The 25,426-nt window shown below is 67.8% G+C and carries 22 protein-coding genes and 1 pseudogene; 7 read left to right on the forward strand and 16 right to left on the reverse strand.

The window, feature by feature from the left end; all coding sequences use genetic code 11:
- The 10 genes from ACFP2T_RS39005 to ACFP2T_RS39050 all read right to left on the reverse strand — a co-directional run bounded on the left by ACFP2T_RS39005 (nt 1) and on the right by ACFP2T_RS39050 (nt 9,971).
- Nucleotides 1–300 (reverse strand): trypco2 family protein, encoded by a 300-nt coding sequence (locus tag ACFP2T_RS39005; RefSeq protein ID WP_377431348.1) that lies wholly within the window; start codon nt 298–300, stop codon nt 1–3.
- A 317-nt stretch (nt 301–617) separates the two neighbouring features.
- On the reverse strand, nt 618–1,802 hold the full coding sequence (locus ACFP2T_RS39010; RefSeq protein WP_377431351.1) for a thiolase family protein: 1,185 nt from the start codon (nt 1,800–1,802) through the stop codon (nt 618–620).
- Complete coding sequence (gene fabG, locus ACFP2T_RS39015) at nt 1,799–2,536, reverse strand: 3-oxoacyl-ACP reductase FabG (protein WP_377431354.1); 738 nt, start codon at nt 2,534–2,536, stop codon at nt 1,799–1,801. The genes ACFP2T_RS39010 and fabG overlap by 4 nt, the downstream gene beginning before the upstream one ends.
- Before the next feature lie 48 nt (nt 2,537–2,584).
- Nucleotides 2,585–3,265 (reverse strand): TetR/AcrR family transcriptional regulator, encoded by a 681-nt coding sequence (locus ACFP2T_RS39020; RefSeq protein ID WP_377431356.1) that lies wholly within the window; start codon nt 3,263–3,265, stop codon nt 2,585–2,587.
- Nucleotides 3,266–3,364: 99 nt separating this feature from the next.
- On the reverse strand, nt 3,365–4,417 hold the full coding sequence (locus tag ACFP2T_RS39025) for a branched-chain amino acid ABC transporter permease (RefSeq protein ID WP_377431359.1): 1,053 nt from the start codon (nt 4,415–4,417) through the stop codon (nt 3,365–3,367).
- Nucleotides 4,414–5,286 (reverse strand): branched-chain amino acid ABC transporter permease, encoded by an 873-nt coding sequence (locus ACFP2T_RS39030; protein WP_377431362.1) that lies wholly within the window; start codon nt 5,284–5,286, stop codon nt 4,414–4,416. Before ACFP2T_RS39030 ends, ACFP2T_RS39025 begins: the two co-directional genes overlap by 4 nt.
- Nucleotides 5,287–5,354: 68 nt before the next feature.
- Nucleotides 5,355–6,599 carry an ABC transporter substrate-binding protein gene (locus ACFP2T_RS39035; protein ID WP_377431364.1) on the reverse strand — a complete coding sequence of 415 codons (1,245 nt, stop codon included), beginning with the start codon at nt 6,597–6,599 and terminating at the stop codon, nt 5,355–5,357.
- A gap of 51 nt (nt 6,600–6,650) precedes the next feature.
- Nucleotides 6,651–7,343 carry an ABC transporter ATP-binding protein gene (locus ACFP2T_RS39040; protein WP_377431367.1) on the reverse strand — a complete coding sequence of 231 codons (693 nt, stop codon included), beginning with the start codon at nt 7,341–7,343 and terminating at the stop codon, nt 6,651–6,653.
- Entirely contained in the window at nt 7,336–8,100 is a 765-nt protein-coding gene (locus tag ACFP2T_RS39045; RefSeq protein WP_377431370.1) for an ABC transporter ATP-binding protein, read from the reverse strand. Before ACFP2T_RS39045 ends, ACFP2T_RS39040 begins: the two co-directional genes overlap by 8 nt.
- Before the next feature lie 209 nt (nt 8,101–8,309).
- On the reverse strand, nt 8,310–9,971 hold the full coding sequence (locus tag ACFP2T_RS39050; RefSeq protein ID WP_377431373.1) for a tannase/feruloyl esterase family alpha/beta hydrolase: 1,662 nt from the start codon (nt 9,969–9,971) through the stop codon (nt 8,310–8,312).
- A gap of 413 nt (nt 9,972–10,384) precedes the next feature.
- Here ACFP2T_RS39050 and ACFP2T_RS39055 point away from each other — a divergent pair, with 413 nt between their 5' ends.
- The 3 genes from ACFP2T_RS39055 to ACFP2T_RS39065 all read left to right on the forward strand — a co-directional run bounded on the left by ACFP2T_RS39055 (nt 10,385) and on the right by ACFP2T_RS39065 (nt 14,184).
- Nucleotides 10,385–12,112, forward strand: a complete 1,728-nt coding sequence (locus ACFP2T_RS39055; protein WP_377431376.1) for a carboxylesterase/lipase family protein — start codon at nt 10,385–10,387, stop codon at nt 12,110–12,112.
- Nucleotides 12,113–12,316: 204 nt separating this feature from the next.
- A complete protein-coding gene (locus tag ACFP2T_RS39060) occupies nt 12,317–12,547 on the forward strand; it encodes a hypothetical protein (protein ID WP_377431379.1) in 231 nt (76 codons plus the stop codon).
- Nucleotides 12,544–14,184, forward strand: a complete 1,641-nt coding sequence (locus ACFP2T_RS39065) for a long-chain fatty acid--CoA ligase (RefSeq protein ID WP_377431382.1) — start codon at nt 12,544–12,546, stop codon at nt 14,182–14,184. The genes ACFP2T_RS39060 and ACFP2T_RS39065 overlap by 4 nt, the downstream gene beginning before the upstream one ends.
- A 92-nt stretch (nt 14,185–14,276) precedes the next feature.
- On the opposite strand, the gene ACFP2T_RS39070 is transcribed toward ACFP2T_RS39065, so the two are convergent.
- Nucleotides 14,277–15,062: a phytanoyl-CoA dioxygenase family protein gene (locus ACFP2T_RS39070; protein ID WP_377431384.1), complete on the reverse strand. Its 786-nt coding sequence runs from the start codon at nt 15,060–15,062 to the stop codon at nt 14,277–14,279.
- Between the two features lie 99 nt (nt 15,063–15,161).
- The gene (locus ACFP2T_RS39075; protein ID WP_377431387.1) at nt 15,162–15,404 is read right to left on the reverse strand and encodes a hypothetical protein; all 243 of its coding nucleotides are present in this window, start codon (nt 15,402–15,404) and stop codon (nt 15,162–15,164) included.
- Nucleotides 15,405–15,546: 142 nt separating this feature from the next.
- Here ACFP2T_RS39075 and ACFP2T_RS39080 point away from each other — a divergent pair, with 142 nt between their 5' ends.
- The gene (locus ACFP2T_RS39080; protein ID WP_377431390.1) at nt 15,547–16,080 is read left to right on the forward strand and encodes a hypothetical protein; all 534 of its coding nucleotides are present in this window, start codon (nt 15,547–15,549) and stop codon (nt 16,078–16,080) included.
- 258 nt (nt 16,081–16,338) lie between these two features.
- On the opposite strand, the gene ACFP2T_RS39085 is transcribed toward ACFP2T_RS39080, so the two are convergent.
- Nucleotides 16,339–18,621, reverse strand: coding sequence for a HelD family protein (locus ACFP2T_RS39085; protein ID WP_377431393.1), 2,283 nt, complete (start codon nt 18,619–18,621; stop codon nt 16,339–16,341).
- Nucleotides 18,622–19,212: 591 nt separating this feature from the next.
- Between ACFP2T_RS39085 and ACFP2T_RS39090 the strand changes: the two genes are divergently transcribed.
- From ACFP2T_RS39090 to ACFP2T_RS39100, 3 genes are all read left to right on the forward strand, one after another.
- Nucleotides 19,213–20,475 (forward strand): ABC transporter substrate-binding protein, encoded by a 1,263-nt coding sequence (locus ACFP2T_RS39090; protein ID WP_377431395.1) that lies wholly within the window; start codon nt 19,213–19,215, stop codon nt 20,473–20,475.
- Between the two features lie 67 nt (nt 20,476–20,542).
- The gene (locus ACFP2T_RS39095; protein WP_377431398.1) at nt 20,543–21,505 is read left to right on the forward strand and encodes a carbohydrate ABC transporter permease; all 963 of its coding nucleotides are present in this window, start codon (nt 20,543–20,545) and stop codon (nt 21,503–21,505) included.
- Nucleotides 21,502–22,371 carry a carbohydrate ABC transporter permease gene (locus ACFP2T_RS39100; RefSeq protein ID WP_377431401.1) on the forward strand — a complete coding sequence of 290 codons (870 nt, stop codon included), beginning with the start codon at nt 21,502–21,504 and terminating at the stop codon, nt 22,369–22,371. The genes ACFP2T_RS39095 and ACFP2T_RS39100 overlap by 4 nt, the downstream gene beginning before the upstream one ends.
- An 85-nt stretch (nt 22,372–22,456) precedes the next feature.
- Here the strand turns inward: ACFP2T_RS39100 and ACFP2T_RS39105 are convergent, their stop codons facing one another.
- The 3 genes and pseudogenes from ACFP2T_RS39105 to ACFP2T_RS39115 form a co-directional block, all read right to left on the reverse strand.
- Entirely contained in the window at nt 22,457–23,158 is a 702-nt protein-coding gene (locus ACFP2T_RS39105) for a cellulose binding domain-containing protein (RefSeq protein WP_377431403.1), read from the reverse strand.
- A 9-nt stretch (nt 23,159–23,167) separates the two neighbouring features.
- Nucleotides 23,168–24,547, reverse strand: coding sequence for a glycoside hydrolase family 43 protein (locus tag ACFP2T_RS39110; RefSeq protein WP_377431406.1), 1,380 nt, complete (start codon nt 24,545–24,547; stop codon nt 23,168–23,170).
- Nucleotides 24,548–24,810: 263 nt separating this feature from the next.
- Nucleotides 24,811–25,426, reverse strand: a pseudogene (locus ACFP2T_RS39115) (RICIN domain-containing protein); the annotation flags it as partial.

The following is a 25,426-nucleotide window of genomic DNA, read 5'->3' on the forward strand; positions in this document are numbered from 1 at the left end:
TCAGCGCTCCCCCGCGGCCTCGGGTCCGGACACCATCGGTGAGCCGGCGGATCCCGCGAGTCGCGGATGCAGGGTCAACTGCACCCGCTGGGTGGAGGACCTGCCAAGGGTGCCGTCCGTACCGAGGTCGACGACCAGGAAGCGGACCTTCCCCGACGCGTTCGCCTTCCGTTCCACCGCCAGCGACACCTCGAGTTCCACCGGCCCGAGCTCGAAACGCAGCCCGTCAGCCGGCGCGGCGTCGACCGCGCTCGCCAACTCCGTCCGCAGTTCCCGGATCAACTCCGCCAACTCGATCACCGAAGGCCTCCCAACTCGTCACCGTTCGTTGTCGTACGACGACGATTGCGGAGGATACGGGAGGTGCGCAATCCAGAACCCGCCGCACGGTTGTTCAGCCGATCGGCCGGCTGACGGGGACGGCCCAGGCGGGCCGTGGCAACAGGCCCGGTACCAGGCCGACCTCGACCGCATCTTGGACGAGATCGCCTTTCCGGTACTTCGCAGGCACGGGATGCGCGTGGAGTGGGACCGCAAGCAGAGGCGAATCCGGATCACCGGCGCTCAGTGGTACGCGCCGTTGCCCCTGCCGTGGGTGTGCCTGGTTCCTGCGCCCGTCACACCCGCCGGAAGAGGGCAGCCAGTGCCTGGCCACCACCGATGCACATGGTGACGACGCCGAGCTCCAGATCGTTGCGAACCAGGTGCTTGGCCAGCCGGAGTGAGAGGATAGCGCCGGTCGCGCCGACGGGATGACCGAGCGCGATGGCACCTCCGTAGGGGTTGACCCTGTCCGGATCGAGTTTGGCGTCGCGGATCACGGCGACCGCCTGGGCCGCGAACGCCTCGTTGCACTCGATGGCGTCGATGTCGTCGGGTGTCGTACCGGTCTGCGCGAAGAGCTTGCGGAGCGCGACCACCGGGGCGTAGCCCATGATCTCCGGGTCCAGTGCACCCGTGGCGACCGCCTCGATGGCCACCAGGGGTGTCAGCCCACGTTCGGCCGCGGCGGACCGGGTGGCGAGCACGACGGCGGCCGCACCGTCGTTGATGCCCGCGGCGTTGCCGGCGGTGACCGTTCCACCCTCCTTGAAGGCCGGGCGGAGGCGGGCTAGCGCCTCCACCGTCGTGTCGGGCCTCGGGTGCTCGTCGATCGTCACCTCGACGCTGCGGCGTCCACCGGTGGTGACCGGCACGATCTCCTCGGCGAACGCCGCCCGGGCGGCTGGGGTCGCGGCGCGGCGTTGGGACTCGGCGGCGAACTCGTCCTGGTCCGCGCGGGAGACCCCGTAGCGTTCCGCAACGTTCTCCGCCGTGAGTCCCATCTGGATGTCGTAGAAGGGATCGGTGAGCATGAGGACGGTGCCGTCCACCAGGGCGCGATCGCCCAGCTTGTAGCCGGCGCGTGCGCCGAAGTCGTAGAAGGGCATCCGGGTCATGGATTCGTCACCGCCGGCGAGAGCGAAGTCGACGCCGTTCCAGCGCATCTCCATGGCCGCCGACCAGATGGCCTGGAGCCCGGACCCGCACAGCCGATTGACGGTGTACGCGGGTGTGGACACCGGAAGTCCGGCGGCGATGGCTACCCGACGAGCGTTGTAGGCGTCGGGCCCGACCTGCCCGATGCAGCCCATCACGACCTCCTCGATGGCGTCGGCAGGCACCGCCGAGCGCGCCAGCGCCGCCCTGGCGGCGACGGCTCCCAACTCGTGAGCGGGCGTGTCCTTGAACACCCCGCCGTACTTGCCGATCGGCGTGCGGGCACCGTCGACGATCACGATTCGCTGGTCCGGCCTGGTCATATCGAGATTCCTCCGTCGACGGGAAGGACGACTCCGGTGATGTATCCCGCCTCTTCGGAGGCGAGGAAGGCCGTGGCCGCGGCCATCTCGCTGGGCGCCGCGAACCGGCCGAGTGGGATGGCGGCGGCGAGCTCTTGACGCTTTTCCTCGGGAATCGAGCCGATCATTCGCGTCTCGGCGTTGGGCGAGATGGCGTTGACGGTGACACCGAAGGCCGCGAGTTCCTTGGCCGCGGTCTTGGTGAAGCCGATGATTCCGGCCTTGGCGGCGCCATAGTTCGCCTGCCCGATGTTGCCGCGCAGGCCCGTGTACGAGGTCACGTTGATGACCCGGCCGTACCCCTGCTCCCGGAACACCGGAACCGCGGCGCGGGTCAGCCGGAAGGTTCCGCCCAGGTGGACGTCCAGCACCTCGGCCCAGTCCTGGTCCGACAGCTTCCACAGTCGACGGTCCCGGAGGATGCCGGCGTTGTTGACGATGATGTCCAGGCGGCCGGCCGCCGTGATCACCTGGTTGACCAGGGCTTCGACGGCCTCGGTGCTGGTGACGTCGCAGGCGACGCCGACCGCGCCCACCTCGTCCGCCGCCAGCGCGACCGCGTCGGCGTCGGTGTCGACCAGGAACACCTTCGCCCCGGACCGGTGGAAGAGACGGGCGAACTCGAGTCCGAGCCCTCGCGCCGCTCCGGTCACGATTGCAGTTCTCCCCGCGAAGTCGAACGTCAGGTTCGGCAACTCCTGCTCCTCACGTGCGGTACTCGTTCATGATCCTGTCCGCCATGGCTAGCGCAGTTCCTCCGCCGCGTCTCTCAATGAGGTCAGGACGCGGCGGGTCTGCGGCGTGTCAGGGAGCAACGCGAGGAGCAGCGGAGAGGTGGAGAAGGTCGACTGATGGACCATGAGGCGGCGGACCCATTCCATGCCCGCCGCCAACTCGGCGACGGCGTCGGTCGCGCCGCCGCTGCGTACCCAGTTTCCGAGCGCGGATCGGTGGATCGCGTCGATGAGGGCCGCAAGGGCCATCGACTGAAAAGGCGGGGCGTCGGATGGGAGGTGATCGCGCAGGAACGAACGGGTAAGCGTCACGTACCGCTCGTGCTCGATGACCTCTCGCTTCCGCAGCTCGGGAACGACGCGCGTCAGTTTGTATCGCCGGAGGACGAGCTCGGGCCGACTGAGGAAGTCGCGCAGTGACTCCTCCGTGGCCGCGATGACCGCCTCGACCGGATCCGTATCAGGAGCGGACTCGACGAGACATCTCTCGACAAGCCTGAGGCGTTCGGTGTGGTCCGGAAACGCGAGTTCGTCTTTGCTTTCGAAGTGTCGGAACACGGTACGGCGGGACACGCTCGATGCCTCCGCGACGGCTTCGACAGTCACATTTGCGTACCCCTCCTCGAGGAACAAGGCCATCGCCGTTTCCGAGATCCGGTACTTGGTCTCGAGTATTCTCCGCGAAGTCACCGACAGGTGCCCTCTCCTGATCTGGTCTGCGCGAAGTTTGGTTCCCGCGCATTGTGAGGTTTACCGAACTCTCTGACCCTGCGCTGCGCTTGCAGCGGCTCACGGCCCGCGTCGCGCCGGGTCAGCACCGGCCGAATTGCGGCGCGACGACGTACGGCGCTGCTGCCGGGCCAGCCATTGATGCCGAACGGTACCCCAGATCCCACGGCGGAACAGCAGCACCACGAGGACGAAGACCGAGCCGGTGACCAGGTCGATGCCGTCGAAGCCGGACGACGCGAGGTAGTCGGCGAGCATCACGGCCAGGAACGCGCCCAGAATCCCTCCCCACAGCGTGCCGATGCCGCCCAGCACCGTCATCAGCACGACTTCGCCGGAGGTGCTCCAGTGCAGCTCGGTCAGCGCGACGAAACCGTGGTTGATGGCGAACACACCGCCGGCCAGGCCGGTCAGTCCGGCGGAGAGCACGAAGGCGATGATCTTGTACTTGTCCACTTCGTAGCCGAGCGCCCGTGCGCGCTGGGTGTTGTCGCGGATCGACACCAGGACGCGTCCGAACGGCGAGTGCACGATCCGCCAGGCTGCCCACATGCCGAGCAGGAGAATCGGCAAGGCCGCGTAGTAGAAGTAGAACGACTCGGTCTCCACGAGCTCGATGCCGAAGAAGTTCCGGGGCACGCCCTGGAGGCCGTTCTCGCCGCCGGTCAGATCGCTCCACTGGTACCCGATGAAGTAGACCATCTGCGCGAAGGCGAGGGTCACCATCGCGAAGTAGATCCCGGACCGGCGCACCGACAGGTACCCGACGGGCAGGGCGAGGACCATCGCGAACAGTGCCCCGCCGACGACGGCCACGGGAAACGGCACACCGTAGTGCGTCGCGATCAGACCGGTCACGTACGCCGAGCTGCCCCAGAACGCCGCGTGTCCGAAGGACAGCAGGCCCGTGTAGCCGAGCAGGATGTCCAGGGCGATCGCGAACAGCGCCATCGCCACGATGTCCATCGCCACCGGCGGATAGACGAACCATGGCAGCGCCAGCGCTGCCACCAGGCCGACGGCCAGCAGACCCCATCGCAGCCTTGTGCGGCCCCCGGCGAGGACGGCGTGTGGCTCGGTGGCCGGGGCCTGGGTAACCGCGGACTGGGTCATGCCGTCGCCTCCTTGCGTCCGAACAACCCGGCGGGGCGGACCAGGATGATCAGGGCCATCAGGACGAAGATCAGGATCTGCGCGAACGTCGGGGCGTAGGCCTGACCGAACGCCTCCACCAGGCCCACCATGAAGCCCGCGACGACGGCGCCGACGATCGAACCGAGCCCCCCGATGACCACGACCGCGAACAGAATGATCGCGAAATTGTTGCCCATGTCGGCCGTGATCGCGCGGAACGGCGCGGCGAGCACACCGGCCAGGCCGGCGAGCGCGACGCCGAAGCCGAAGACCGGAGTCACCCAGCGGCCCACGTTGATGCCCAGGGCACGGGCAAGCTCGGGCTTCTCGGTCGACGCCCGGACGATCATGCCAACCCTGGTCCGCGTCATCACCAGCCAGACGAGCACACAGATCGCCACGGAGAACAGGAAGACGAACAGTTGGTAGCGCGGCAGCACGACACCGGCCAGGTCGACGCGTCCCCGAAGCACGTCCGGAGGCTTGTACGGCAGTCCGGAGACGCCGTACTTCTGCTTGACCAACTCGACGAGGACCAGCGTCAGACCGAAGGTGAGCAGGAAGTTGTAGAGCGGGTCGAGCCGGAGCAGCCACTGCACGAGCAACCGCTCCACCACGACGCCGAAGACGAACATCAGCACCGGCACCACCAGCAGCGCCCACCACAGCGTGAGATCGAGGGTGTCGAGAAGGACGGCCGCGGTGACCGCGCCGAGCATGTAGAACGCGCCGTGGGCGAAGTTCACCACGCCCAGGACGCCGAAGATGATCGCCAGTCCCAGGGCGGCCAGCGCGTAGAAGCTGCCGGCCGCCAGGCCCTGTACGGCGTACTGCAGCACTGCGTTCATGAATTCCTTTCCCGGTGCTGACCCTGAGCGCCAAGGGGCGCCCAGGGCTTACGAAACCGGACCACCGCTCACATCGAGCAGCCGGACGCCTCGGCGGGAGGGAATGCCTTCTCGGCGGGGATCGTGGTCACGATCTCCTCGTAGTCCCAGTCCTCCTTCACCTCCGACGGCTTCTTGACCCGGGCCAGGTATGCGTCGTGGACGACGGAGTGGTCCTTGGCGCGGATCTCGCCGTTGCGCAGGAACACGTCATTGATCTTCTTGCCCTCGAGCTTGCCGACGACCGCGTCGGCGTCGTCGGTGCTGGCCTCCTGGACCGCCTCCAGGTACTGGAGCGCCGCGGAATAGTTGCCGGCATGCTCGAAGGTCGGGCGGGTCCCGGTCTCGTCGCGGAACCGGTCCGCCCACGCGCGCGACTCAGCGTCCATGTTCCAGTACCAGGCGTCGGTGAACATCGTGCCGGCGAACTGGTCGACGCCCAGCGAGTGGATGTCGGTGATGAGCATCAGCCCGACGGCCAGGTCGATGCCCTTCTCCTTCAACCCCGACTCGTTGAACTGCTTGACCACGTTGATCAGGTCACCGCCGGCCTGCATCGTGCCGATCACGTCGGGATTGGTACTGCCGGCCTTGGTGAGGAAGGTCGCGAAGTTGTCGTTCGGGAACGGCGTCGGGATGGTGCCCTGCACCGTGCCGCCAGCCTTGGAGATCGCTTCGGTGAAGGACTTGGTCATGTCCTGGCCGAACTGGTAGTCGGGGTAGATGATGTGCCAGTTCTTGTCGCCGTTCCCGGTGACCGTGGTGCCGGTGCCGTTGGCGAGCATGAAGGTGTTGTATGCCCACTGGAAGGTGTACTTGTTGCACTGGGCGCCGGTCAGTTCCATGGTCGCCGCGCTCACGTCGATGAACAGCTTCTTGTGGTTCTTCGCCTGGTTGGCGACGGCCAGGGCCGCGGACGAGGTCGGCACGTCGAGGATGACGTCCGCACCCCCGCGCTCGTACAGCTCCTGAGCCTTGGTGTTCGCGACGTCCGGCTTGTTCTGGTGGTCGGTCGACGTCACCTCGATCTTGTCGACGACCGCCTTGTCGCCGTACTTCTTCTGGTAGTCGGCCACCGCCATCTTGACCGCCTTGACGCTGTTGGGTCCCGACGCGTCCTTGTAGACCCCGGACTGGTCGTTGAGCACCGCGAGAACCAGTTTGCCGTCCGTGAAATCACCACCGGATCCCCCGGGGCCGCCCTCACCGCAGGCGCCGAGGAGCAGTACCCCCGTCATGGCCGCGGCGCCGGCTCGAATTCGTCTGCTCTTCATGGTGGTTCTCCTCGTGTCGTGTCGGATGTGTCGCGTCGTCTGGTGGACCGGTCAGATGCCGAGGTGCTTGAGGAGTTCGCCCTCGCGCCGCTGGAGGTCGGAGTTGTCGAGGGTCTCGACGATGCGGCCCTGGCTGAGCAGGTAGTGCCGGTCGGCCACGGTGGCGGCGAACTTGACGTTCTGCTCGATCAGCAGCACGCCGACGCCGGTGGCCTTGATCTGGCGGATGATCGCCCCGATCCGCGCCACGACCACCGGGGCCAGGCCCTCGGAGGGCTCGTCCATCAGCAGCAGACGGGCGCCGGTCCCGAGCGCCCTGGCAATCGCCAGCATCTGCTGCTCCCCACCGGACAGCGTGGTGCCCGGCGCCTTGCGACGGTCGGCGAGCACCGGGAACGCTTCGTAGATCCGCTCCAGCGTCCACGCCCGGTCGGAGACCTTCGGCGGGAGCAGCAGGTTCTCCTCCACGGTGAGGCTCGCGTAGATGCCGCGGTCGTCCTGGACCCAGCCCATGCCGGCGCGGGCCCTCTGGTGGGCCGGCATGCGGGTGACGTCACGGTCGAGGAAGGAGACGGTGCCGCCGACCTGCCGGTGCAGGCCGATCAGGCACCGCACCAGGGTGGTCTTGCCGGCACCGTTGCGTCCGACCAGGGTGACGACCTCGCCCTCTCCCACGCGCACGCTCACCTCGTGCAGCGCCTGCGCCTCGCCGTACCACGCATTCAGACCCGTGACCTCAAGCATGGTCGGCCTCGCCCAGGTAAGCGGTGATCACTCGTTCGTCGTTGCGGACCTCGTCGTAGGGACCCTCCGCCAGGACCTTGCCCTGCTGCATCACCGTCACCCGGTCCGCCAGGCTGCCGACCACGTGCATGTTGTGGTCGACGAACACCACGGTGCGGCCGGCCGCGATGCGACGGACCAGTTCGATGGTGCGATCGACGTCCTCGATCCCCATCCCGGCCGTCGGCTCGTCGAGGAGCAGCACCCGTGGGTCCAGCGCCAGCGCCAGTGCCAGCTCCAGCGCGCGCTTCTGCCCGTAGGCGAGCAGTCCGACCGGCCTCTCCGCCAGCGGCGTCAGTCCCACCTGCGCGAGCAGCTCGTCCACCCGGGCGCGGTTCCTGCCGAGTAGCTTCTCCGACCGCCAGAACCGGAACCCCTGGCTGGTGAGCCCCTGCAGAGCCAGCTCCACGTGCTCGCGGCTCGTCAGGGTCTCGAAGAGGCTGGTGATCTGGAAAGACCTGGCCACGCCGCGCCGCGCGACCTGCTCGGGCTGTTGGCCGGTGACGTCCTCGTCGAACACCGTGATCGCCCCGGACGTCGGGGACACGAAGCCGGTCAAGAGGTTGAACAGCGTGGTTTTCCCCGCACCGTTGGGACCCACCAGCGCGTGCACGCTGCCCTCGCGAACCTCCAGGTCCACCGAGTCGACCGCGCGGAAGCCGCGGAACACCTTCGTCAGGGCCTGCGTACGCAGCGCCACCCGACCGCTCGTCGTCACGCGGTTTCCTTCCAAGTGACCGTGCGTGCCGGAAGCCCTGTTGTCGGCTCGGCTGCACTCCCGTGGGCGAGGAGCAGCGCTAGCGGTCTCGGCATGTCAGTCCCTTCTCGGTCGCACGGTTCGCGCGGCTCCGTACCGCGGCTGATCACTGGCGAGCGGCGTCCGAGCCTGGGGTCCGACCCCGCCCGCCCAACTCGTTTGGCAGGACGTCAACGTGAACACACGAAGCTCTGGGCGCTGTCGGGATCACCCGAGCGGTACTTCGGCCAGCGCGGGTACTCGCAGAGCGGGCGCGTTATGCCGCTCCTGCCGTCGGTAACCACCGGCTTGGCCGGCGGCCGTCCTTCCTCGACCCAACGTTCGAGAACGGAGAGCGAGTCCCAGGTGGCGGCGAATGCGGGCGCGCCGACGTTGGCGTGATTCGCGCCCGGCACGAGGTAATACCGCATGAATTCTTGTGTCTGCCCGGGCCCTACCGTGTCGAGCACTCGCCGGTAATAGTCGTTCGTCGAGCGGTGGGAGACCAGCTCGTCCGCGGCGCCATGGAGAAGAAGCAGTTTTCCGCCGGAGCGCGCAAAGGGACGAAGGTCCGAGTTGTTGCGATCCTGGATGGTGGAAAGGTAGCTGATTCGGGAAAGCCACTTCCCTGGTCGCCGAGGGTCGATATCAAGAGAGTTGTGGCCGGGGTCCCTCGTCAGGAAGTACTTCACCCACTGGTCCCAGTACTGGGACCCATATCCACTTGTCACCGGCATGGGGTTAGCGGGTGCGGAGGTGCCGAATCCAAGAACCGGCGTTCTCATGTCAGCACCCGAAAGGAGCGGAAAGCCGGGATACTCCCGCTCACCACTGGCTATCCGGTACGGCCAACTGAACGGCTTGGACGCGGCGAGCACCGAGGTGATCTGCGGATCGGAGAGACATGTCGGCCCAGTGTCGGCACCCTTGGGGCAGCGGAGCACTCGGGGGTCGAAGTCACAGCCACCGAGGTTCGAGATGACCTTGTCCTCGAGACCGTCTCGCCCGTCGCACGCCTCCATGACGCTGTTGTAGAGAAGGGTCTGCTTGTCGGGCCCGGGGAATGCGCCGGGACGGGACATCACCTGCGCGAGGTATCCGAGGTACAGGACTTCGGCCGTGTTGTTCCAGGCAGGGTAGGCGGAGATGACGCCGTCGAAGGCGTCGGGCCACCGTTGCGCGACGACAAGAGCCTCGCGACCGCCTGTCGAGCCGCCGGCAAAGTACGCTCGGTTGGGCCCGGTACCGTAGCCACGACGGATGAGGTACATGGCGGCATCGCGGGTCTTCTTGAGCGCATCGCCGGCAGCGAAATTCCGAAGCGCCTCGTCGTTCATGCCGAAGGACCCGTCCAGGGATCCTGCGGGACCCGCCTGGTGGCCGGAGTCACTTGCGAAGGTTGCATATTTACGAGCCAGGGGCGTCGGTTGGTCGGCAGGGCCAAATGGCACGTTCTGGGTGATGTTGGGGATCGTTCCGTTGTATCCGCCACCGCCGAACATCATCGCGTCGCGGTTCCAGCCGACGGGCATACCGACTTGCAGCCTGATGTTCGGCGCGGAGGGATCGATTGGGAAGATCGCCGCACCGACGCTGCAGTACTCGATGGTCCTACCACTCACAACCTGGGTCACCAGGGACGCCGACTCAACGCGGCCGCCATTGGTCGGCAAACTGATTGCCGACGCCGGGATCTCGCTCCCCGCCAACTCCGCGCATCTCGGCGACGTGCCCGCCGCAGCGGCGGCAGGCGCAGACCCGAGGACCGCCGTCGCGCTCACCAACATGGTGGCGAGCACCAGCCCGGCAGGGATCGACCTCGATTTTCCACGAACTCGCAGCACTTGGCTCATTGCGGACCTCCTGACAAAGCACGCTGTGCCGTCAGGCCGCTCATATACGGCACTGAGTGCCAATACTGTGCCATGGGTCACAAGCGCCCGCAAGGGCCGGGCAGAGGAAACGTCGAGGCGTCGAACAACCAGGGCGCCGTCCGGCGCGGGTGGCAGCTCGCGGCCGCGCGCGGTCGAGGTTGGACGTGGGTCGGGCTCGATCGGGGTCGGTAGCCGAAGCGCGCCATCCCGTCGTGGCAGTCCGGCCGCCGGTCGGCTCCGTCCAAACTCGACCGTCACGGCAGCGGCCATCAACCCTCCAGCTGGCTCTTGCACCCCGTGAGAGATGCATGCAACAGTGATGGCACGCAGTGGCAGAGATGTGCGGTATAACGACACCGCGTGCCACACCGCAGACCAAGGAGGCACTGCCAATGCCTGCTATGCCGTCCGGGGCCGTCATCGTCCGTGAACTGGCCGGGCGTCGTCGCACAACGTCGTCACTACTCCGTCCGCTCCTCGGCATCGTCGTCGCGACCGCGGTCCTGACCGCAATGCCGATCGCCCCCGCGTCCGCCGACACTGTCCACGCCGGATCCGCCAACACCGTCCACCCTGGCAAGGACCCGACCCTCGTCCGAACGACGCTGGGTCCGATCGTCGGGCGGGACGAGGGTCGGTCGAGTGGGACGTACTCGTGGCGGGGAATCCCATACGCCGAGCCGCCGGTCGGCAGTCTCCGATGGCGGCCACCGAAGCCCCACCGGTCCTGGGCGGATGTCCGGCGGGCCCAGCAGTTCGGGTCGGGGTGCACGCAGCCGGGGCGCTTCTTCAGCCCGTCCCCCAACGGCCCGTTCTACGACCTGGCGGTGCGCGATGGGCTGCAGCAGCCCGTCGGCGAGGAGGACTGCCTGACGCTGAACGTCTTCCGTCCGTCGACGTCGAAGCACAACCTGCCCGTCGTGTTCTTCATCCACGGCGGGAGCAACGTCGTCGGCTATTCGGCGGATCCGATGTACGACGGGCGAGAGCTGGCCAGGCGCACCCAGGCCGTGGTCGTCACCGTCAACTACCGGGTGGGAATCTTCGGCTGGCTGAGCGCCGAAGGCCTGGGGGACGGCAACTCGCTGTCGGCGTCCGGCAACTTCGGCACTCTCGACCTCGTCAATGCGCTCCGGTTCGTTGACCAGAACGCCCGAACGTTCGGTGGCGACCCCGACAACATCAGCGTCATGGGCCAGTCGGCGGGTGCGGTGAACGTCTGGTCCCTGCTCGTCTCCCCACTGTCACGCGGAATGGTCGACAAGGCGATCCCGCTCAGCGGCGGCCTGAGCACCCGGACTGTAGCCAGCGCGAGGGCTTACGCCGACCGCGTCATGCAGGCCGCGAAGAGCGACCACCCCTCGTCGGGCAAGAGCGGCATCGAGCTGCTTCGTTCGCTCTCCGCCGACGACCTGGTGCGAGTGCTCGTCAAGCACCAGCTCGACGCGACGCCGGCGGTCATCGCCGACGGCACGGTGATCCCGTCTGACCCGTACGCCGTGCTCGAGTCCGGGGTCGGTCGCGACGTGCCCGTACTCGCCGGGAACACCCTCGAGGAAGGGAAGTTGTTCGGCAGTTCTGTCGGCGCACACAAGCCGAGTGACTACGACCGGTTCACCTTGCAGTACCTGTTCGATCCCGACAACCCCGGCACCCTGACCACCTCCGACCTGCTCAAGGACGAGTACCTTCCGGTAGACAAGCCCGGGGGTTGGAACGATGCCGCCGCGGCACTGACCGACCTGGTCTTCACGGGCATCAACCGGGATTCACTGGATGCGTTGGCCCGCAGCGGGAATCGATCGCTCTACCACTACAGGTTCGACTGGAATCAGGAGCCGGCGCCGTTCGACCAGGTGTACGGCGCTGTGCACGCGATCGATCTGCCCTTCGTGTTCCGCAACTTCGGCCGCAACGTGTTCTCGTACGCCTTCAGCCAGCAGAACCAGCCCGGACGACTGAGGTTGTCGGACCTGATGATCGCCAGCATCCGGAACTTCGTCGACAAGGGGTCACCGCAGCACCGCGGGCTCGGCCGCACCTGGAACCAGTGGCCGGCGAGCCTGGTGCTCGACGCGGACGATCAGCACATCCAGCTCGGGTCGACCACCGACCGGTGAGGACCGTTTCCGCCTGACGAAGGCCGGGGCGCTGTCCCACGGTGAAGACTTCGTCGTCGAGAGTCGGACTGGCGGTCTCCCCGGCAGTCCGGCTCTCGGCTGTCCCTGTCGAGACGGTCACGGTGTACGCCGTGGATTCCTGGTGCGTCGTAGGACATCCCGCGATGCCCAGCCGAGCGATCAGTCAGCAGAGGAGGCCGCACCATGCTCGAGGAGGTCGTCGTTCCCGCCGGCGCGTACCCGGGTCGGTGGTGCGAAAAGGAGTCTCCGGCGGAGTCCGGACCGGATGAACTCGCGGCCGCTGAGCATTACCCGACTGAGCGGGTCGGCCATCTGTGGAACGCGTTCGCCGCGACTGCGCTCCCGGCCAGCGGCGCGGCGTCGTACAGCACTGGGCAGGCCCGGTACGTCGACGGCGGGGGCACCCCCGCATGAACGGAGGAATCGTGCACGGGCTGATGCAGGACGGGTCGCTTGATGTCGGCCTGTTGATGCGGCGGGCGGACCTGGGATTCCGCCACAAACGCGTGGTGACGGCGACCGCGTCGGGCGAGGCGATCTCGACCTGGGGCGAAGTGATCGACCGTGCGCGGCGGCTCTCCGCCGTGCTCGACGTCCTGGAGGTCCCGCGCTCGGCACGGGTCGGCACCTTCGGCTGGAACAGCCAGCGCCATGTCGAGCTGTATCTGGGTGTTCCGTCGGCCGGCCGCATCCTCCACACGATCAACCACCGGCTCTTCGCCCGCGACCTGGTGCACATCATGTCCGACGCGGCCGATGACATCGTCTTCGTCGATCGGTCGCTACTCGGCACGGTGTGGGGCGTCATTTGCTCCATCGCTACGGTTCGCTGGATCGTCGTGATGGACGACGGCGGAGGAGAGGAGATTCCTGCCGACCCGCGCATCGTCGACTACGAGGCACTACTCGCACGATGCCCCGAGCCGGCAGCGGCAACGCGCGTCGACGAGAACGACGCCGCGAGCCTGTGCTACACCTCCGGCACGACCGGGCGGCCGAGGGGCGTGCTCTACAGCCATCGCTCCATCGTCCTACACGCGATGCTGCTGCTCGGCGTCGACAGTTTCGCCATCTCGGAGCGGGACGTCGTCATGCCTGTGGTGCCGATGTTCCACGTCAACGCCTGGGGGCTACCCTACGCGGCGGTGCTCGCCGGGGCCGAGCTCGTACTTCCGGGTCCGGCAATGGCTCCAACGGATCTCATCCAGCATCTCTCCCGGCATCGCGTGACATTCTCGGCCGGCGTGCCGGCGATCTGGCGGGGTCTGGAGCCGCTCCTGGGCACCGCGGATCTCTCGTCGCTGCGAATGGTGGTCAGCGGTGGGAGCGCCCTGCCGGACGCGCTGTCGCAGGCATGGGAGCAAGCGATCGGCGTACCCATCACGAGTTCATGGGGGATGACCGAGACGAGTCCGCTCGTTGCGTGCGGACGGGTGTCGTCCGCTCACGACGCGCTACCGGCCGACGAACGTCGGCGGTTGCTCGGACAGCCCGGGCCGACGGTGCCGTTGGTCGACATACGGATCGTGGACGCCGAGCGTCGGCCCGTCGAGCGGAACGGGACCGCGTCGGGCGAGCTCCAAGTGGCCGGGCCGACGATCGCGGCCCGCTACTTCGGTGCCGATCCGGGCACGTCGTCCTTCACCGAGGATGGCTGGCTGCGGACAGGTGACGTTGCGACGCTCGACGAGTTCGGCTACCTGCGCATCGTCGACCGCAGCAAGGACATCATCAAGTCCGGCGGGGAGTGGATTTCGTCGGTCACGCTCGAGAACGAGCTGATGGCACACCCGGCGGTGCGGGAGGCAGCGGTGGTCGGCGTCACCGACGACCGCTGGGGAGAGCGGCCGTGGGCGTACGTCGTACTCGTGGCCGGGGCGGGGGTCGATGAGACGGACCTGCGCGAGTACCTTCGCGGGCGGGTGGCATCGTGGTGGGTCCCCGATCGCTTCGTGGTCATCGACGAGATCCCCAAGACGGCGACGGGCAAGTTCTCGAAGGTGGCGTTGCGGGCCCTCACCGAGTCCGTCGCCAGGTCGCAGCCGGGGTGACAAATCCCCCATCGACCGGCAGTTCTTCGACGCCCCGACAGGACAGGGGAAAACGCAGGTACCACCCGCACCCAGGCGGCCACATCAGCTCGTCAGCGAGAGCGGGTCGCCTGCAGCAGCCATTGCTCGGGGTCCTGACCGCCGACGACGCCGAGGTACTTGCTCGCGGGTGCCAGACCGGCGAGGCGGCGAAGTTCTGGTGCGAGGTCCAGTAGCTGTTCGACTCCGGTGGCCAGGGTGTGGTTGTCCGCAGGTCGCAGCCACGGCAGAACGTGCTCGCAGATCAGAGCCCGGCGTGTCGTCCGGGCGCGGTTCTCGCCGGCGGCGTGCCACAGCCGGCCGCTGTAGACCACGACGCTTCCGGCAGGCATCACGACCGGGACCAACTCGTGTTGCTGCGGGCGCCGGCCGGAGGGCCAGCGGTGACTGCCAGGAGCGATCATGGTCGCGCCGTTGTCCGCGGTGAAGTCGTCAAGCGCCCAAATGACGTTGGTCTCCGCCTCGACCTCGCCGGGAAGGGGGTAGACACCCGCGTCGAAGTGCAGCGGCTGGGATCCCTGGCCCGGGTCGACCGCGGATAGGAACAGCATGCCGAACTGGTGAACCTCGCCCAGGCGCGCCGTGACAAGGCGACGCACCACGGGGTGGGTCAGCAGCGGTTCGAGGGCGCCGAGGCGGCTCAGCAGGGAGTACACGCGCCGGGTCCGTCGTCCGTCGAAGTCGTTGTCGCTCCAGCCGACACCGTGCAGAAGGCTGTCCGCGTGCCGGACGGCCGCGGTCAACTCCTCATCGGACAGTAACTCGGGCAGTACGACGAAGCCATGGTCCTGGAGCGCCGTCGCGGCCGGGAAGTGGTCGATGTCGGCAATCTCGGCCATAGTCTGCGAATCTAGCACCGGTACGGGCGCCGGCGACCTGTCGATCTGGACGGGCCGGGTCCTCCGAGGCGGTCGGCGTGGCGGGCACGTTCGCCGATCTCACTCGGTCGCGGTCAGGCGCTCCAGATTGACCCATGCCTGCCCCAGCCGCTGCTGGAACACGAAGTCTGCGTCGTCGGCGGCTCCGGGATTGAGCACGAGATCTGCCAGCTCGTCGAATGCCTGGCGCAGTCGATCGAGCGCCCGCTCGTCCTCCGCGTGGTCGATGACACCCTGTAGGAACGTCGCCCACTGCGCTAGACCATGCTCGCTGAGCAGGTCGGCGGCTTCCTCCAGGGCCATGATCATATTGTGCCGAACCAGGAATGACCCGCTCATGAGCATCTTTGTATCAAATGGCCGCCCCCAGCAGACGGGCGAACGACGCGGGCTCCGGCACCGGCCGCTGCTTGCCCCGGGTCGGTCCGACGGGCGATTGTGCTCGATGTACGACGCGAGCCTGGCTCACCTGGACCGGCTACCCGACCGGGCGCGGGACGACTACCTGCGGATCGTGGAACGGACGCTCGTCGAGGTGCCGGCCCGCTGGAGATCTCGGATCGCGGTGCCCGTGCTGTGGCTGACGCTCGACGCGTCGGACGGTGACGACATCGAGGTGGAGCGGGTTGATCTCCTTGAGTTGCACCGCCAGAACGGCTACCCCGACGAGTTCTCTCGATGGGTGGGTGTGGCGGTCCGGTCTCGGATGACGAAGGTCGGGGCGCGCTGCACCGCCCTGTTCTGCCACCAGTGGATGAGCAGTTCCATCCGGTCCCCGCTGCTGCACACCCTGACCGGTGAGCCGGAACGGCACGTCTTCCTGCATGCCACCCACCGGGATGCCTCCCGCGCGTTCCGGGACGCGTTCCGGGTTCAGCGCGGGCCGTTGCGGCGGCTCCGGTTCGTCCCTGAGGTGCATCGGAAGCTGGCAGACGCTCGACGGACCTGGCCGGACCGGACGGACCTTCGGCCCGAGTGACGCCGCCGGCCGCGCCGCGTTGGTCGGCGACCGATCGAGGGTTCCCTTCGGACGGCGGAGCTGGCGGTTGTGGCAGGATGATCACCGCCGCCGGCTACGACGGGGAGACAACCGGGTGGATACGGAGCGAATCGCCGACGCGATCCAGCGCCAGGTACTGACGCCCGGCGAGACTGTCCAGAAGGTGCGGATCCAAGCCACGACCGAGATCGCGGTCGTTCACGATGGCGCCGCCAACCGCGCGCCGGCAACAATTCGTCAGCCGCGCAGGGCGGCGGGCAGCGTCTGCCGGTGAAGGACGACCAGACCCGCGACGGCTCGGGTGAGCGCGACGTACAGGCGGTTCAGGCCACGAGGTTCGGCGGCCACGATGTCGGCCGGTTCCACCAGGATTACATGGTCGTACTCCAGGCCCTTGACCAAGCTCGCCGGCACCACGGCGACGTCGGGCACGTCAACGAGGGTGGCGAGAGCTTCTGCCGCCGCGTCGGTGGCGATCACAGCGATGGTCGCGTCGCGCGGTGCCTGCCGGACTGCTTCCCCAACTGCGGCGTGCAGGTCGTCTACCTGCCGCACCGACAATGTACCGCCGGGCCGGTACGAGCGCGTCGGCGCGATCCCGGGGGTGAGGACCAGCGCCGCGTAGTCCGCGATGGCCTGGGGTACCCGGTACCCGGTCTGCAGTTTGATTGTCCGGCTCTCGCGCTTGCCGAGTCGGGCGAGCAATTGTGGCCACGAACCAACTGCCAGCGGATGTGTCGCTTGCGCGAGATCGCCGACGACGGTCATCGACGCGTACTCGGCGCGGCGTGCGATCATCCGGCACTCCATCGGAGACAGGTCCTGGGCCTCGTCGAGAATCACGTGTAGGTAGGGATCCTCGGCAGGCGGGTCGTCGTCGGCCTCCGCGACCGGCAGCGGTTCGGCCAGCACCGGCACGTATCCCTCCTCACCGTGCGGGTCGAAGCCGTCGGTCCAACTGAGCACCCGGTGGCCTTCGCGGAGGATGACGGCTTCCGCCCAGCGTTGGGCGGCGGCGACCGCGTCGTTGTCGATCGTTGGACCCGCGAGGGCGATCGGGGTCGGATGTCCGGGCGCGTACAGCTCCCAGCCGTCGCGCAGAGCACAGCTGAGGACGAAGGTTGCCACGTGCCGGGTGCCGGTGGTGAGTTCGCGCAGCTGCCACTCGGGTTCGGGTGCCCTCGGCGCGGCGGGCAGGTCACCGAGGAGTTCGGTCAGCTCGTCGAGCAGCGGCACGTCGTCCACGGACCAGTCGGACCTGCCCCGGTACGAACCGGCCAGCGTCTCGGCAGCCCGGGCGTCCAGGCCGACCACCCGTGCGGTTTCGGCAAGCCACGACAGCACCTTCGTCGGTGTCAGCGCGGGCCACCATGCCTGGAGGAATCGATGGAACTCACCGCGATCACCGATGTCCTCGGAGAACAGGTACCGGTCGAGGTGCGGGCCGTCCACCCTGGCCCACAACGCGTCCAGGAGGACTGCGGCGGCGGCCGTGCGTGCGGCGTTGGGCGTGGTTCCGGTCGCCTCGCATCGGGTGCGTACGCGACGGCGTGCTTCCGCCAGGTCTCGCGCTCCGAGCGTGAGCACCTGTCCCGCGTACACGAGTCGCAGCCGGTCCGGCGCCGTCGGCGGCGTCTGCCACATCAGCTCGATCAGTACGTCCCGCATGCGGTCGCTGCCCTTGATCTGGGCAACCTGCGGCGAGTCGCGGCGGGTGGCGGTAACCCCGTCGACGAGTTCGCCGAGGGAGCGAAGGTGCACGCTGTCCTCACCGAGCGAGGGAAGGACCCGGCTGATGTAGTTGGTGAACACTGTCGAGGGGCCAACCACCAGGATTCGGCCGCCGGTGAACCGCGCCCGGTCGGTGTAGAGCAGGTACGCCGCCCGATGCAGTGCGACCTGGGTCTTGCCGGTCCCCGGCCCGCCGGTGATGACGGTGACGCCCCGCGCCGGCGCCCGAATGGCCGCGTCCTGTTCGCGTTGAATGGTCGTGACGATGTCGCGCATGTGCGGACCCCGGGACCGCCGGAGCGCGGCCAGGAGCGCCCCCTCACCGAGCACGCGTAAGTCGCCGACGTCGTCAGGAGACAACACGTCGTCGTCGAGGTCCATGACCTTCGGGCCCCGGCAGATGATGACCCGGCGACGCACCACGCCGAAGGGCTCTCCCGAGGTGGCCCGGTAGAAGGGTTCGGCGGCGGGCGCTCGCCAGTCGATCAGTAGTGGTTCCAGACCGTCACGCACGCCCAGCCGCCCGACGTGGTAGGTCTCGCCGTCGTCGAAGTCGAGCCGGCCGAACACCAGACCTTCCGCTTCGGCGTCGAGCGCCCGCAGCTGCGCCGCGGCGCGGTGGACCATCGCGTCACGTTCCACCAATCCGCTGATCGAGCTGGCCGCTGCTCTGCGGTGACCCTCGCCAGCGAGCGCAGTGGCCTGTGCCCGCATCCCTTCGAGCCGCTCGTACACCCGGTCGACGACCTGCTGCTCGGCGGCGATCTCCTGAGTTCTGACGTCGGGCACGGTGCTCCCCCGGGTGAGCGCATTTGGGTCCCGACGAGCGTATGTACAGGTCAAGGGAGAGAAATCATCATTCGAGCCGATCCGGTCGGGTGATCCCACAATTACAATGGACATGGCAGCACGGCCCGGGTGCCACCGCTGTACCCGCGCACCGCCGCGCTGTCCGCAGCCCGCGCGACACAGGCCAGAAACCCGTAGTGGCGCTGCGGGACCAGTCGATCGGTACCGTGCCGCACTCCACCTCCGGTGTGTCCGGACACGGCTTCCGGTCCATGGTCTCTGGCGCCGACGAGGGCGGACCGATCATCGAAGTCGCAGCTCACAGGAGTTCCAGCCCCGGCACCGACAGGTCGTTGACGAAGGCCGCAGTGATGAGTATCCTCATACGTCATACGACACAGGTCGACGTCAATCGATGTATGGATTCGGCGTCGCATCGAAGGCCATGCCGATGCGGCCCTGGCTCGCACCCGAGTCGCAGGTGAGCAGAGGCATCACCTCCGTCACGCGGTGTGCCGGCCGGTATCTGCTTCACAGAGATCCAACGCGGTCACTCCGGACCGCCGGACCGCACACCGTATGGAGGGCCGCGTGAAGCGCGTCATCACCACCGCAGCTGTCTTCGCCGCAGCCGTGCTCCTGTTGTCCGGCTGTTCGGGGGGATCCGGCGGCGACTCCGGTTCGTCCGGGTTCGAGTTCTGGTCGTTCACCGGGATCAACCAGAAGGCCGACGTCGAGGTTTACAAAAAGGCACACCCGGACGTGCCCATCAAGCTCACCGAGGTGGGCAGCACGACCGAGACGGCCCAGGCACTCACCGCGGCACTGGCCGGCGGCAAGGTGCCCGACCTCGTGCTGATCCAGGGTGACGACCTGCCGAAGTTCATGCAGTCCCCGGAGAACTTCGTGGACCTGGCCACGCTCGGCGGCGACAAGATGAAGGGCGACTACCTCGACTGGGTGATGAAGCAGTCGACGACCGAGGACGGCAAGATCGTGGGGATACCGACGGATGTCGGCGGCATGGCGATCGCGTACCGCACGGACCTGTTCAAGGCCGCCGGTCTGCCCACCGATCGGGAGCAGGTCTCCAAGTTGTGGCCGACCTGGGACGCATTCACGGAGGTCGGCAAGCAGTACGTCCAGGCCACCGGCAAGCCGTTCCTCGACAATACGCCGACGAGCATCTTCTTCCAGGCGGTCAACCAGGGCACGGAGCGCTACTACGACGCGGACCGCAAGCTGTCGTACGACAAGAATCCACAGGTCAAGGCGGCGTTCGACCTGACGCTGAAGGTCTTCGCGGCGGGCATCTCCGGCAAGCAGGCGTCGTTCTCGACCGGGTGGACCGCGGGAATGACCAAGGGTGACTTCGCGGTCGTGTCCGCGCCGGCGTGGATGCTCGGCTCCATTCGTACCAACGCCCCCGGTACCGCCGGCAAGTGGGACATCGCCACCATCCCCGGCGGCTCGGGGAACTGGGGCGGAAGCTACCTGGCCATCCCCAAGCGCGCGAAGAACCCGGAGGCGGCCTGGAAGTACATCGCCGAGATGCAGTCGCCGGCCGGCCAACTGGCGAACTTCCTGTCGAAGGGGAACTTGCCGACGACACCGTCGGTCTACACGGATCCGCAGCTGGTCGGAAGGGCCGAGCCGTTCTTCTCCAACGCACCGATCGGCAAGATCTACACCCAGTCCGTCCTGAACATCAAACCCTTCTACATCGGTCCCGACGACGCCACGGTCGGCAGCGAACTACTCAACACCCTCACCAGCGTCGAGCAGGGCAAGGTCGACCCCGCCAACGCGTGGGACACCGCGCTGACCAACGTCAAGAACGCCCTCCGGGGCTGAACGGACGACTGATGTGCGGCGGCCGGCGCCGACCCGGCCGCCGCCGCACGTCGGGAAGGTGACCGCTGTGACCACCACGCTCAGCCCAACCACGTCCGCGAGGGCCACCCGCGGGCCCAGCCGGTACCGCCACATCCAGCACGGCATACGCGAGCGACTGGCGCCCTACGCCTTCGTGGCACCGTTCTTCGTCCTCTTCCTCATCTTCGGTCTCTTCCCGCTGCTGTTCACGTTCTACGTCGCCCTGTTCGACTGGGATCCCATCGGCGAGCGGCACTTCGTGGGGCTGACCAACTTCTCCCAGCTCGTCCACGATCCACGGTTCTGGGGCGCCCTGCGCAACACGTTCAGCATCTGGGTGCTGTCCACGGTTCCGCAGTTGCTGATCGCGCTCGGACTGGCGCACGTGCTCAACCACGTACGGCTGCGGGCGGCCACGTTGTTCCGGATGTCGGTGCTCGTTCCCTACATCACCTCCGTGGCGGCGACGACCATCGTCTTCGCCCAACTCTTCGACCGCGACTACGGCATGCTCAACTGGTTCCTCGAACTGTTGGGCTTCGCGCACGTCGACTTCACGGCGTCGGTGTGGGGCAGCCACCTCATGATCGCCCTGATGATCGCCTGGCGATGGACCGGATACACCACCTTGCTGTACCTCGCCTCGCTCCAGACGGTCCCCCGCGAGCTGTACGAGGCCGCCGCCGTGGACGGCGCCACCGGCCGGCAGCAGTTCCGCCACATCACCATCCCGGCGCTGCGGCCGATCATCGTGTTCACCGTCGTCACGTCGACGATCTTCGGCCTGCAGGTCTTCACCGAGCCGCTGCTGGTCAACCCGGTGGGAGGGCTTACCTGCGGAGCGGCACGACAGTGCCAGACCCTCACCCTCTTCCTCTACGAGCAGGGCTTCGGCCGGTTCCACTTCGGCTACGGCGCCGCGATCGCCGTCGCGTTGTTCGTCCTGGTCGTGATCGTCTCCGCGATCAACTACCTGCTGGTCACCCGCATCCGCCCGGAGCGCCCATGAACCCCGCATCCCCGACCACCGGGCGGGCACCGCACCGCCGACGCAGCGCCAACCGGGTACCGCTCGTGGTGTACGCGGTGCTCGGCGTCATGGTGTTCGTCAGCGTGTTCCCGCTCTACTGGATGTTCGTGGTGGCCACGACGGACTCGGCGACCGCGACGAGTCTTCCACCGCACGTCCTGCCCGGCGGCAACTTCCTGTACCTGGCGAACCTGGTCTTCGACACCGTGCCGTTCGTGCAGGCGCTCGTCAACAGCGTCATCGTCTCCACCGCGATCGGCGTGGGCCAGGCGGTGCTGTGCGCGCTGGCCGGTTTCGCCTTCGCCAAGCTGCGCTTCGCGGGCCGCAACACGCTGTTCCTCATCGTCGTGTTGACCATGACCGTACCCGCCCAACTGGCCGTCATCCCGCAGTACCTCATAATGTCGAAGCTCGGCTGGGTGGACACCCTGCAGGCCCTGATCGTCCCCGGGCTGGTGAGCGCCTTCGGCATCTTCTGGATGCGTCAACACATGGGCAGTTCCATCCACGACGACCTGTTGCACGCCGCCCGGGTGGACGGCGCCACGACCTGGCAGATCTTCTGGCGCATCGCGTTCCCGCTGGTCCGCCCGGCGGCATTCGTCCTGGGACTGTTCGGGTTCGTCTACGCCTGGAACGATTTCCTGTGGCCGTTCATCGTGTTGAAGTCCCCGGAGCGGTACACCGTCCAGATCGCCATAAAGGCCCTGCAGAACAGCCGGGACATCGACCTGGGCCTGGCCATGGCGGGCTCGTTCCTGGCCACGCTGCCGCTGCTGGTGTTGTTCGTCTTCGTCGGGCGGCGCCTGGTGCAGGGGATCATCGAAGGTGCGTTCAAAGGCTGACCAGCACCACGCCGCCCTTCCCGGTGTCTCCGCCGGGAAGGCGGCACCCCCCATCCCGTACGCCCCGGGGGTTGCGGTGGCGGTGTCAGGCGGAGGGGACGGTCGCGGTACAGGCGGGTGACATGCCGGACCCGCTGCCGCTGCCCTGGAACCCGAACTCGGTGGCCTGGCCAGGGGTGAGTCGATCGTTGAAGCCGACGTTGGTGAACCGGACCGCACCGGTACTGCCGCTGGCCGAGGCGTTCCACGTGTTGGTGACACTGGACCCGGCCGGCAGGTTCATGCTGACGGTCCACCCACTGGTGCCGGCCGAACCGGCGGTCACCCGTACCGTGGCCACGAAACCACCGGTCCACGAGTTCAGGGAGACCGACGCCGTGCAGCCGGCGTCGGCCGGCGGAGGCGATGTGGGCGGCGTGGTCGTGCCGGGCGTCGTGGTCGGCACCGGAGGGGTGGGGTTCGCGTTGTCCAGCCCGAGAAAGCGGACGGCCTGGGCCTCGTCGAAGGGGATGGAGTGTCCGTACCCCTGGAAGCTGATCGCCTCGACGGGCGCCGTGCCGCCGGCGCTGCCGTACCGGGTGCGGGTGGCGCTGGACTGCGGGTAGTCGGTGTAGGTGGGGGTTTGGGACAAGGCGTGCAGGTTGGTCCACTGCTTGATCTGCTCGCCGAAGTTGACGTAACTCAACGTGGTGTCCGCGGTGAGCCGGCCGTCGGATCTCGCCCTGCCGGATCCGGCCGTCGCCGGGGCGACGGCGACCTCCGCAGCCGCCCCGCCGTCGGCGCCCACTCGCTACCGTTACTGGAACTGCCACCAGTCGATGTTGAACAGGTAGCCGCTGCCGCCGGCGAACCGCAGGTACAGGTCCTGGGTGCCGGTCGCGCCGCTTGTCGGGCAGGTGACGGTCGTCCAGGTCTGCCAGCCTCCGGTACCCGGCACGGTGCAGGTGCCCACGAGAGTGCCGTTGGCACCGCCCAGCCGCACCTCGACGCGGCCGCCGCTGGTTGCCGAGGCCACTCTGGCGCTGAACGAGCCGGCGCCGTTGCCGAAGGCCACACCCTTGACCTTGATCCAGTCCGCGTTCTCGATCCAGCCGACGTTCATGCCCCCTCCGCTGGCCGGCTCGGTCTCCACACCGGTCTCCCAGGCGATCGTCTCGGCCTCCTGCCGGACGTAGGGGTTCAGGGTCCCGACCTGGGGAGCTCCCGTCGTGGTCATGTTGATCGTCGGGATCGTGCCGTCGGAGTTGTAGTTGAACTTCTCCACGGCCACGGATCGCGTGAAACCGCCGCCGCCCGGCAGGGCACCGTTGTGGTAAAAGAAGTACGAGCCACCGTTGTAGTCGATGACGCCGGCGTGGTTGGTGAAACTGCCACCCTGCCGGGGCATGACCGTCCCTCGGTAGGTCCACGGCCCGGTCGGGCCGGGGGCCGTCGAGTAGCCGATGAACTCCGAGCAGCACTCCGCCGCGAACACGTTGTAGTACAGCCCGTTCCGCTTGTAGACCCAGGGCGCCTCCTCGTAGAGGGTCGGGCGACTCGCGTTCCCGTTACGGGTGCCGAATCCCGCCGTGGTCAGCGGGATCTGCGTCGCACCGCCGGAGAACGAGATCATGTCGGCGTTCAACCGCACGTACCACAGATTGGGGTTGCCCCAGTACAGGTACGCCTGCCCGTTGTCGTCGATGAAGGCGGCCGGGTCGATCTCCCCGTTCTCCACGAGTGGACGGCCGAGCGCGTCCCGGAACGGCCCGGTGGGGCTTTCCGACACGCCGACCCCGATGGCCATCCGGCCGGTCGCCCGGTTCTTGACCGGCACGTACCAGTAGAACCTGCCGTTGCGGTAGATGGTGTGGCCGGCCCACGCGTCGGCGCTGGCCCAACTGAAGGTGGCCAGGCTCATCGGAGAGCCGTGGTCGGTCCAGTTCACCATGTCCGCCGACGACCAGACCCGCCACTCGCGCATGGTGAAGTAGGTCGAGGCGTCCTCGTCGTGACCGGTGTAGAGGTACACCCGGCCGTTGTGTACCAGTGGAGCCGGATCGGCCGTGTAGATGGTCTGCACGATGGGGTTGTCCGCCCGGGCCACCCCGGGCACCAGCACCGCGAGACACAGCAGCGCGGACATCAGGGCCAGGCCGCGTCTGCCCGGGGCACGGCTGAGAGTTCCAAATTTCATGGGTACCTCCTCGGAATCACGCTCATCTCAAGCGCGGTCGCTTCGTCGCGAGTGGTGGTCGCCGGTCGGGCCGGCGCGGAGCTTGCCCACTCCGCGCCGGCCCCCCAGGTCGCGGCGTCAGCGACATGTCGGCGTCGATGACGCTGCCGGCCGCACCTGGAGACCGCGCCCGACCCTGCCCGGTACAGGCCGGCTGGCGGCGGATCTGCCGTACGAGGTTGCGCGGCGTGCCCGGCCATGTTCCGGTCCCGGCGGCCCCGCTACCCGACCCGCACGAGTTGCCATTGCTGGTTGTTGCCACCCCAGTCGGCGTACTGCACGACGTTCGCGCCGTCGTTGACAGCCGCGCCCTGCACCTCCAGGGCCTTGCCGCTGTTGCGGTTGATGAGGCGGAGGTAGCCGCCCGCCGAGTCGGCGAGCCGGAACTGCTGGTTCGCCCCGTTGAGATCGGCCCACTGCACGACTGCGGCACTGTCCGCGGTAGACCAGTTGGTGACGTCGAGCACCTTGCCCGAGTGCCGGGACTTCACCCGGTAGTAGCCCCCACCGGAGTCCACGAACTGCCACTGCTGATTCGCGCCGTCGTTCCGGGTCCACTGGCTGATCCGCGCACCGTCGTTGGTGGCCGAGGCGTACAGGTCCAGCGCCTTGCCGCTGTTGCGGTTCACCAGCACGTACCACGCCGTCGTGTCGACCTGCCCGGGGTTGGGGACGCTGCCGCTGTTGAGGGCGGTGAGTACGGCGTCGTAGGCGGCCTTCTTGTTGCCGGAGTTGTCGAACAGCAGGGGATTCTGGCCGGTACGCCACGAGTCACTGTCCCGGATACCCCAGACGGTGATGCCGGTGCAGCGGGCGACCGCGAGGCAGGCCCGGGTGACG

The sequence above is a fragment of the Plantactinospora solaniradicis genome, from assembly GCF_042658085.1.
In the GTDB taxonomy this organism is placed as follows: Bacteria; Actinomycetota; Actinomycetes; order Mycobacteriales; family Micromonosporaceae; genus Plantactinospora; species Plantactinospora solaniradicis.

Coding starts and splice junctions, on each gene's coding strand:
- ACFP2T_RS39010 (WP_377431351.1), bottom strand. CDS start 1,802: ATGACCAGGCCGGACCAGCGAATCGTGATCGTCGACGGTGCCCGCACG.
- ACFP2T_RS39025 (WP_377431359.1), bottom strand. CDS start 4,417: ATGACCCAGTCCGCGGTTACCCAGGCCCCGGCCACCGAGCCACACGCC.
- ACFP2T_RS39030 (WP_377431362.1), bottom strand. CDS start 5,286: ATGAACGCAGTGCTGCAGTACGCCGTACAGGGCCTGGCGGCCGGCAGC.
- ACFP2T_RS39035 (WP_377431364.1), bottom strand. CDS start 6,599: ATGAAGAGCAGACGAATTCGAGCCGGCGCCGCGGCCATGACGGGGGTA.
- ACFP2T_RS39040 (WP_377431367.1), bottom strand. CDS start 7,343: ATGCTTGAGGTCACGGGTCTGAATGCGTGGTACGGCGAGGCGCAGGCG.
- ACFP2T_RS39050 (WP_377431373.1), bottom strand. CDS start 9,971: ATGAGCCAAGTGCTGCGAGTTCGTGGAAAATCGAGGTCGATCCCTGCC.
- ACFP2T_RS39055 (WP_377431376.1), top strand. CDS start 10,385: ATGCCTGCTATGCCGTCCGGGGCCGTCATCGTCCGTGAACTGGCCGGG.
- ACFP2T_RS39060 (WP_377431379.1), top strand. CDS start 12,317: ATGCTCGAGGAGGTCGTCGTTCCCGCCGGCGCGTACCCGGGTCGGTGG.
- ACFP2T_RS39065 (WP_377431382.1), top strand. CDS start 12,544: ATGAACGGAGGAATCGTGCACGGGCTGATGCAGGACGGGTCGCTTGAT.
- ACFP2T_RS39070 (WP_377431384.1), bottom strand. CDS start 15,062: ATGGCCGAGATTGCCGACATCGACCACTTCCCGGCCGCGACGGCGCTC.
- ACFP2T_RS39075 (WP_377431387.1), bottom strand. CDS start 15,404: ATGGCCCTGGAGGAAGCCGCCGACCTGCTCAGCGAGCATGGTCTAGCG.
- ACFP2T_RS39080 (WP_377431390.1), top strand. CDS start 15,547: ATGTACGACGCGAGCCTGGCTCACCTGGACCGGCTACCCGACCGGGCG.
- ACFP2T_RS39100 (WP_377431401.1), top strand. CDS start 21,502: ATGAACCCCGCATCCCCGACCACCGGGCGGGCACCGCACCGCCGACGC.
- ACFP2T_RS39110 (WP_377431406.1), bottom strand. CDS start 24,547: ATGAAATTTGGAACTCTCAGCCGTGCCCCGGGCAGACGCGGCCTGGCC.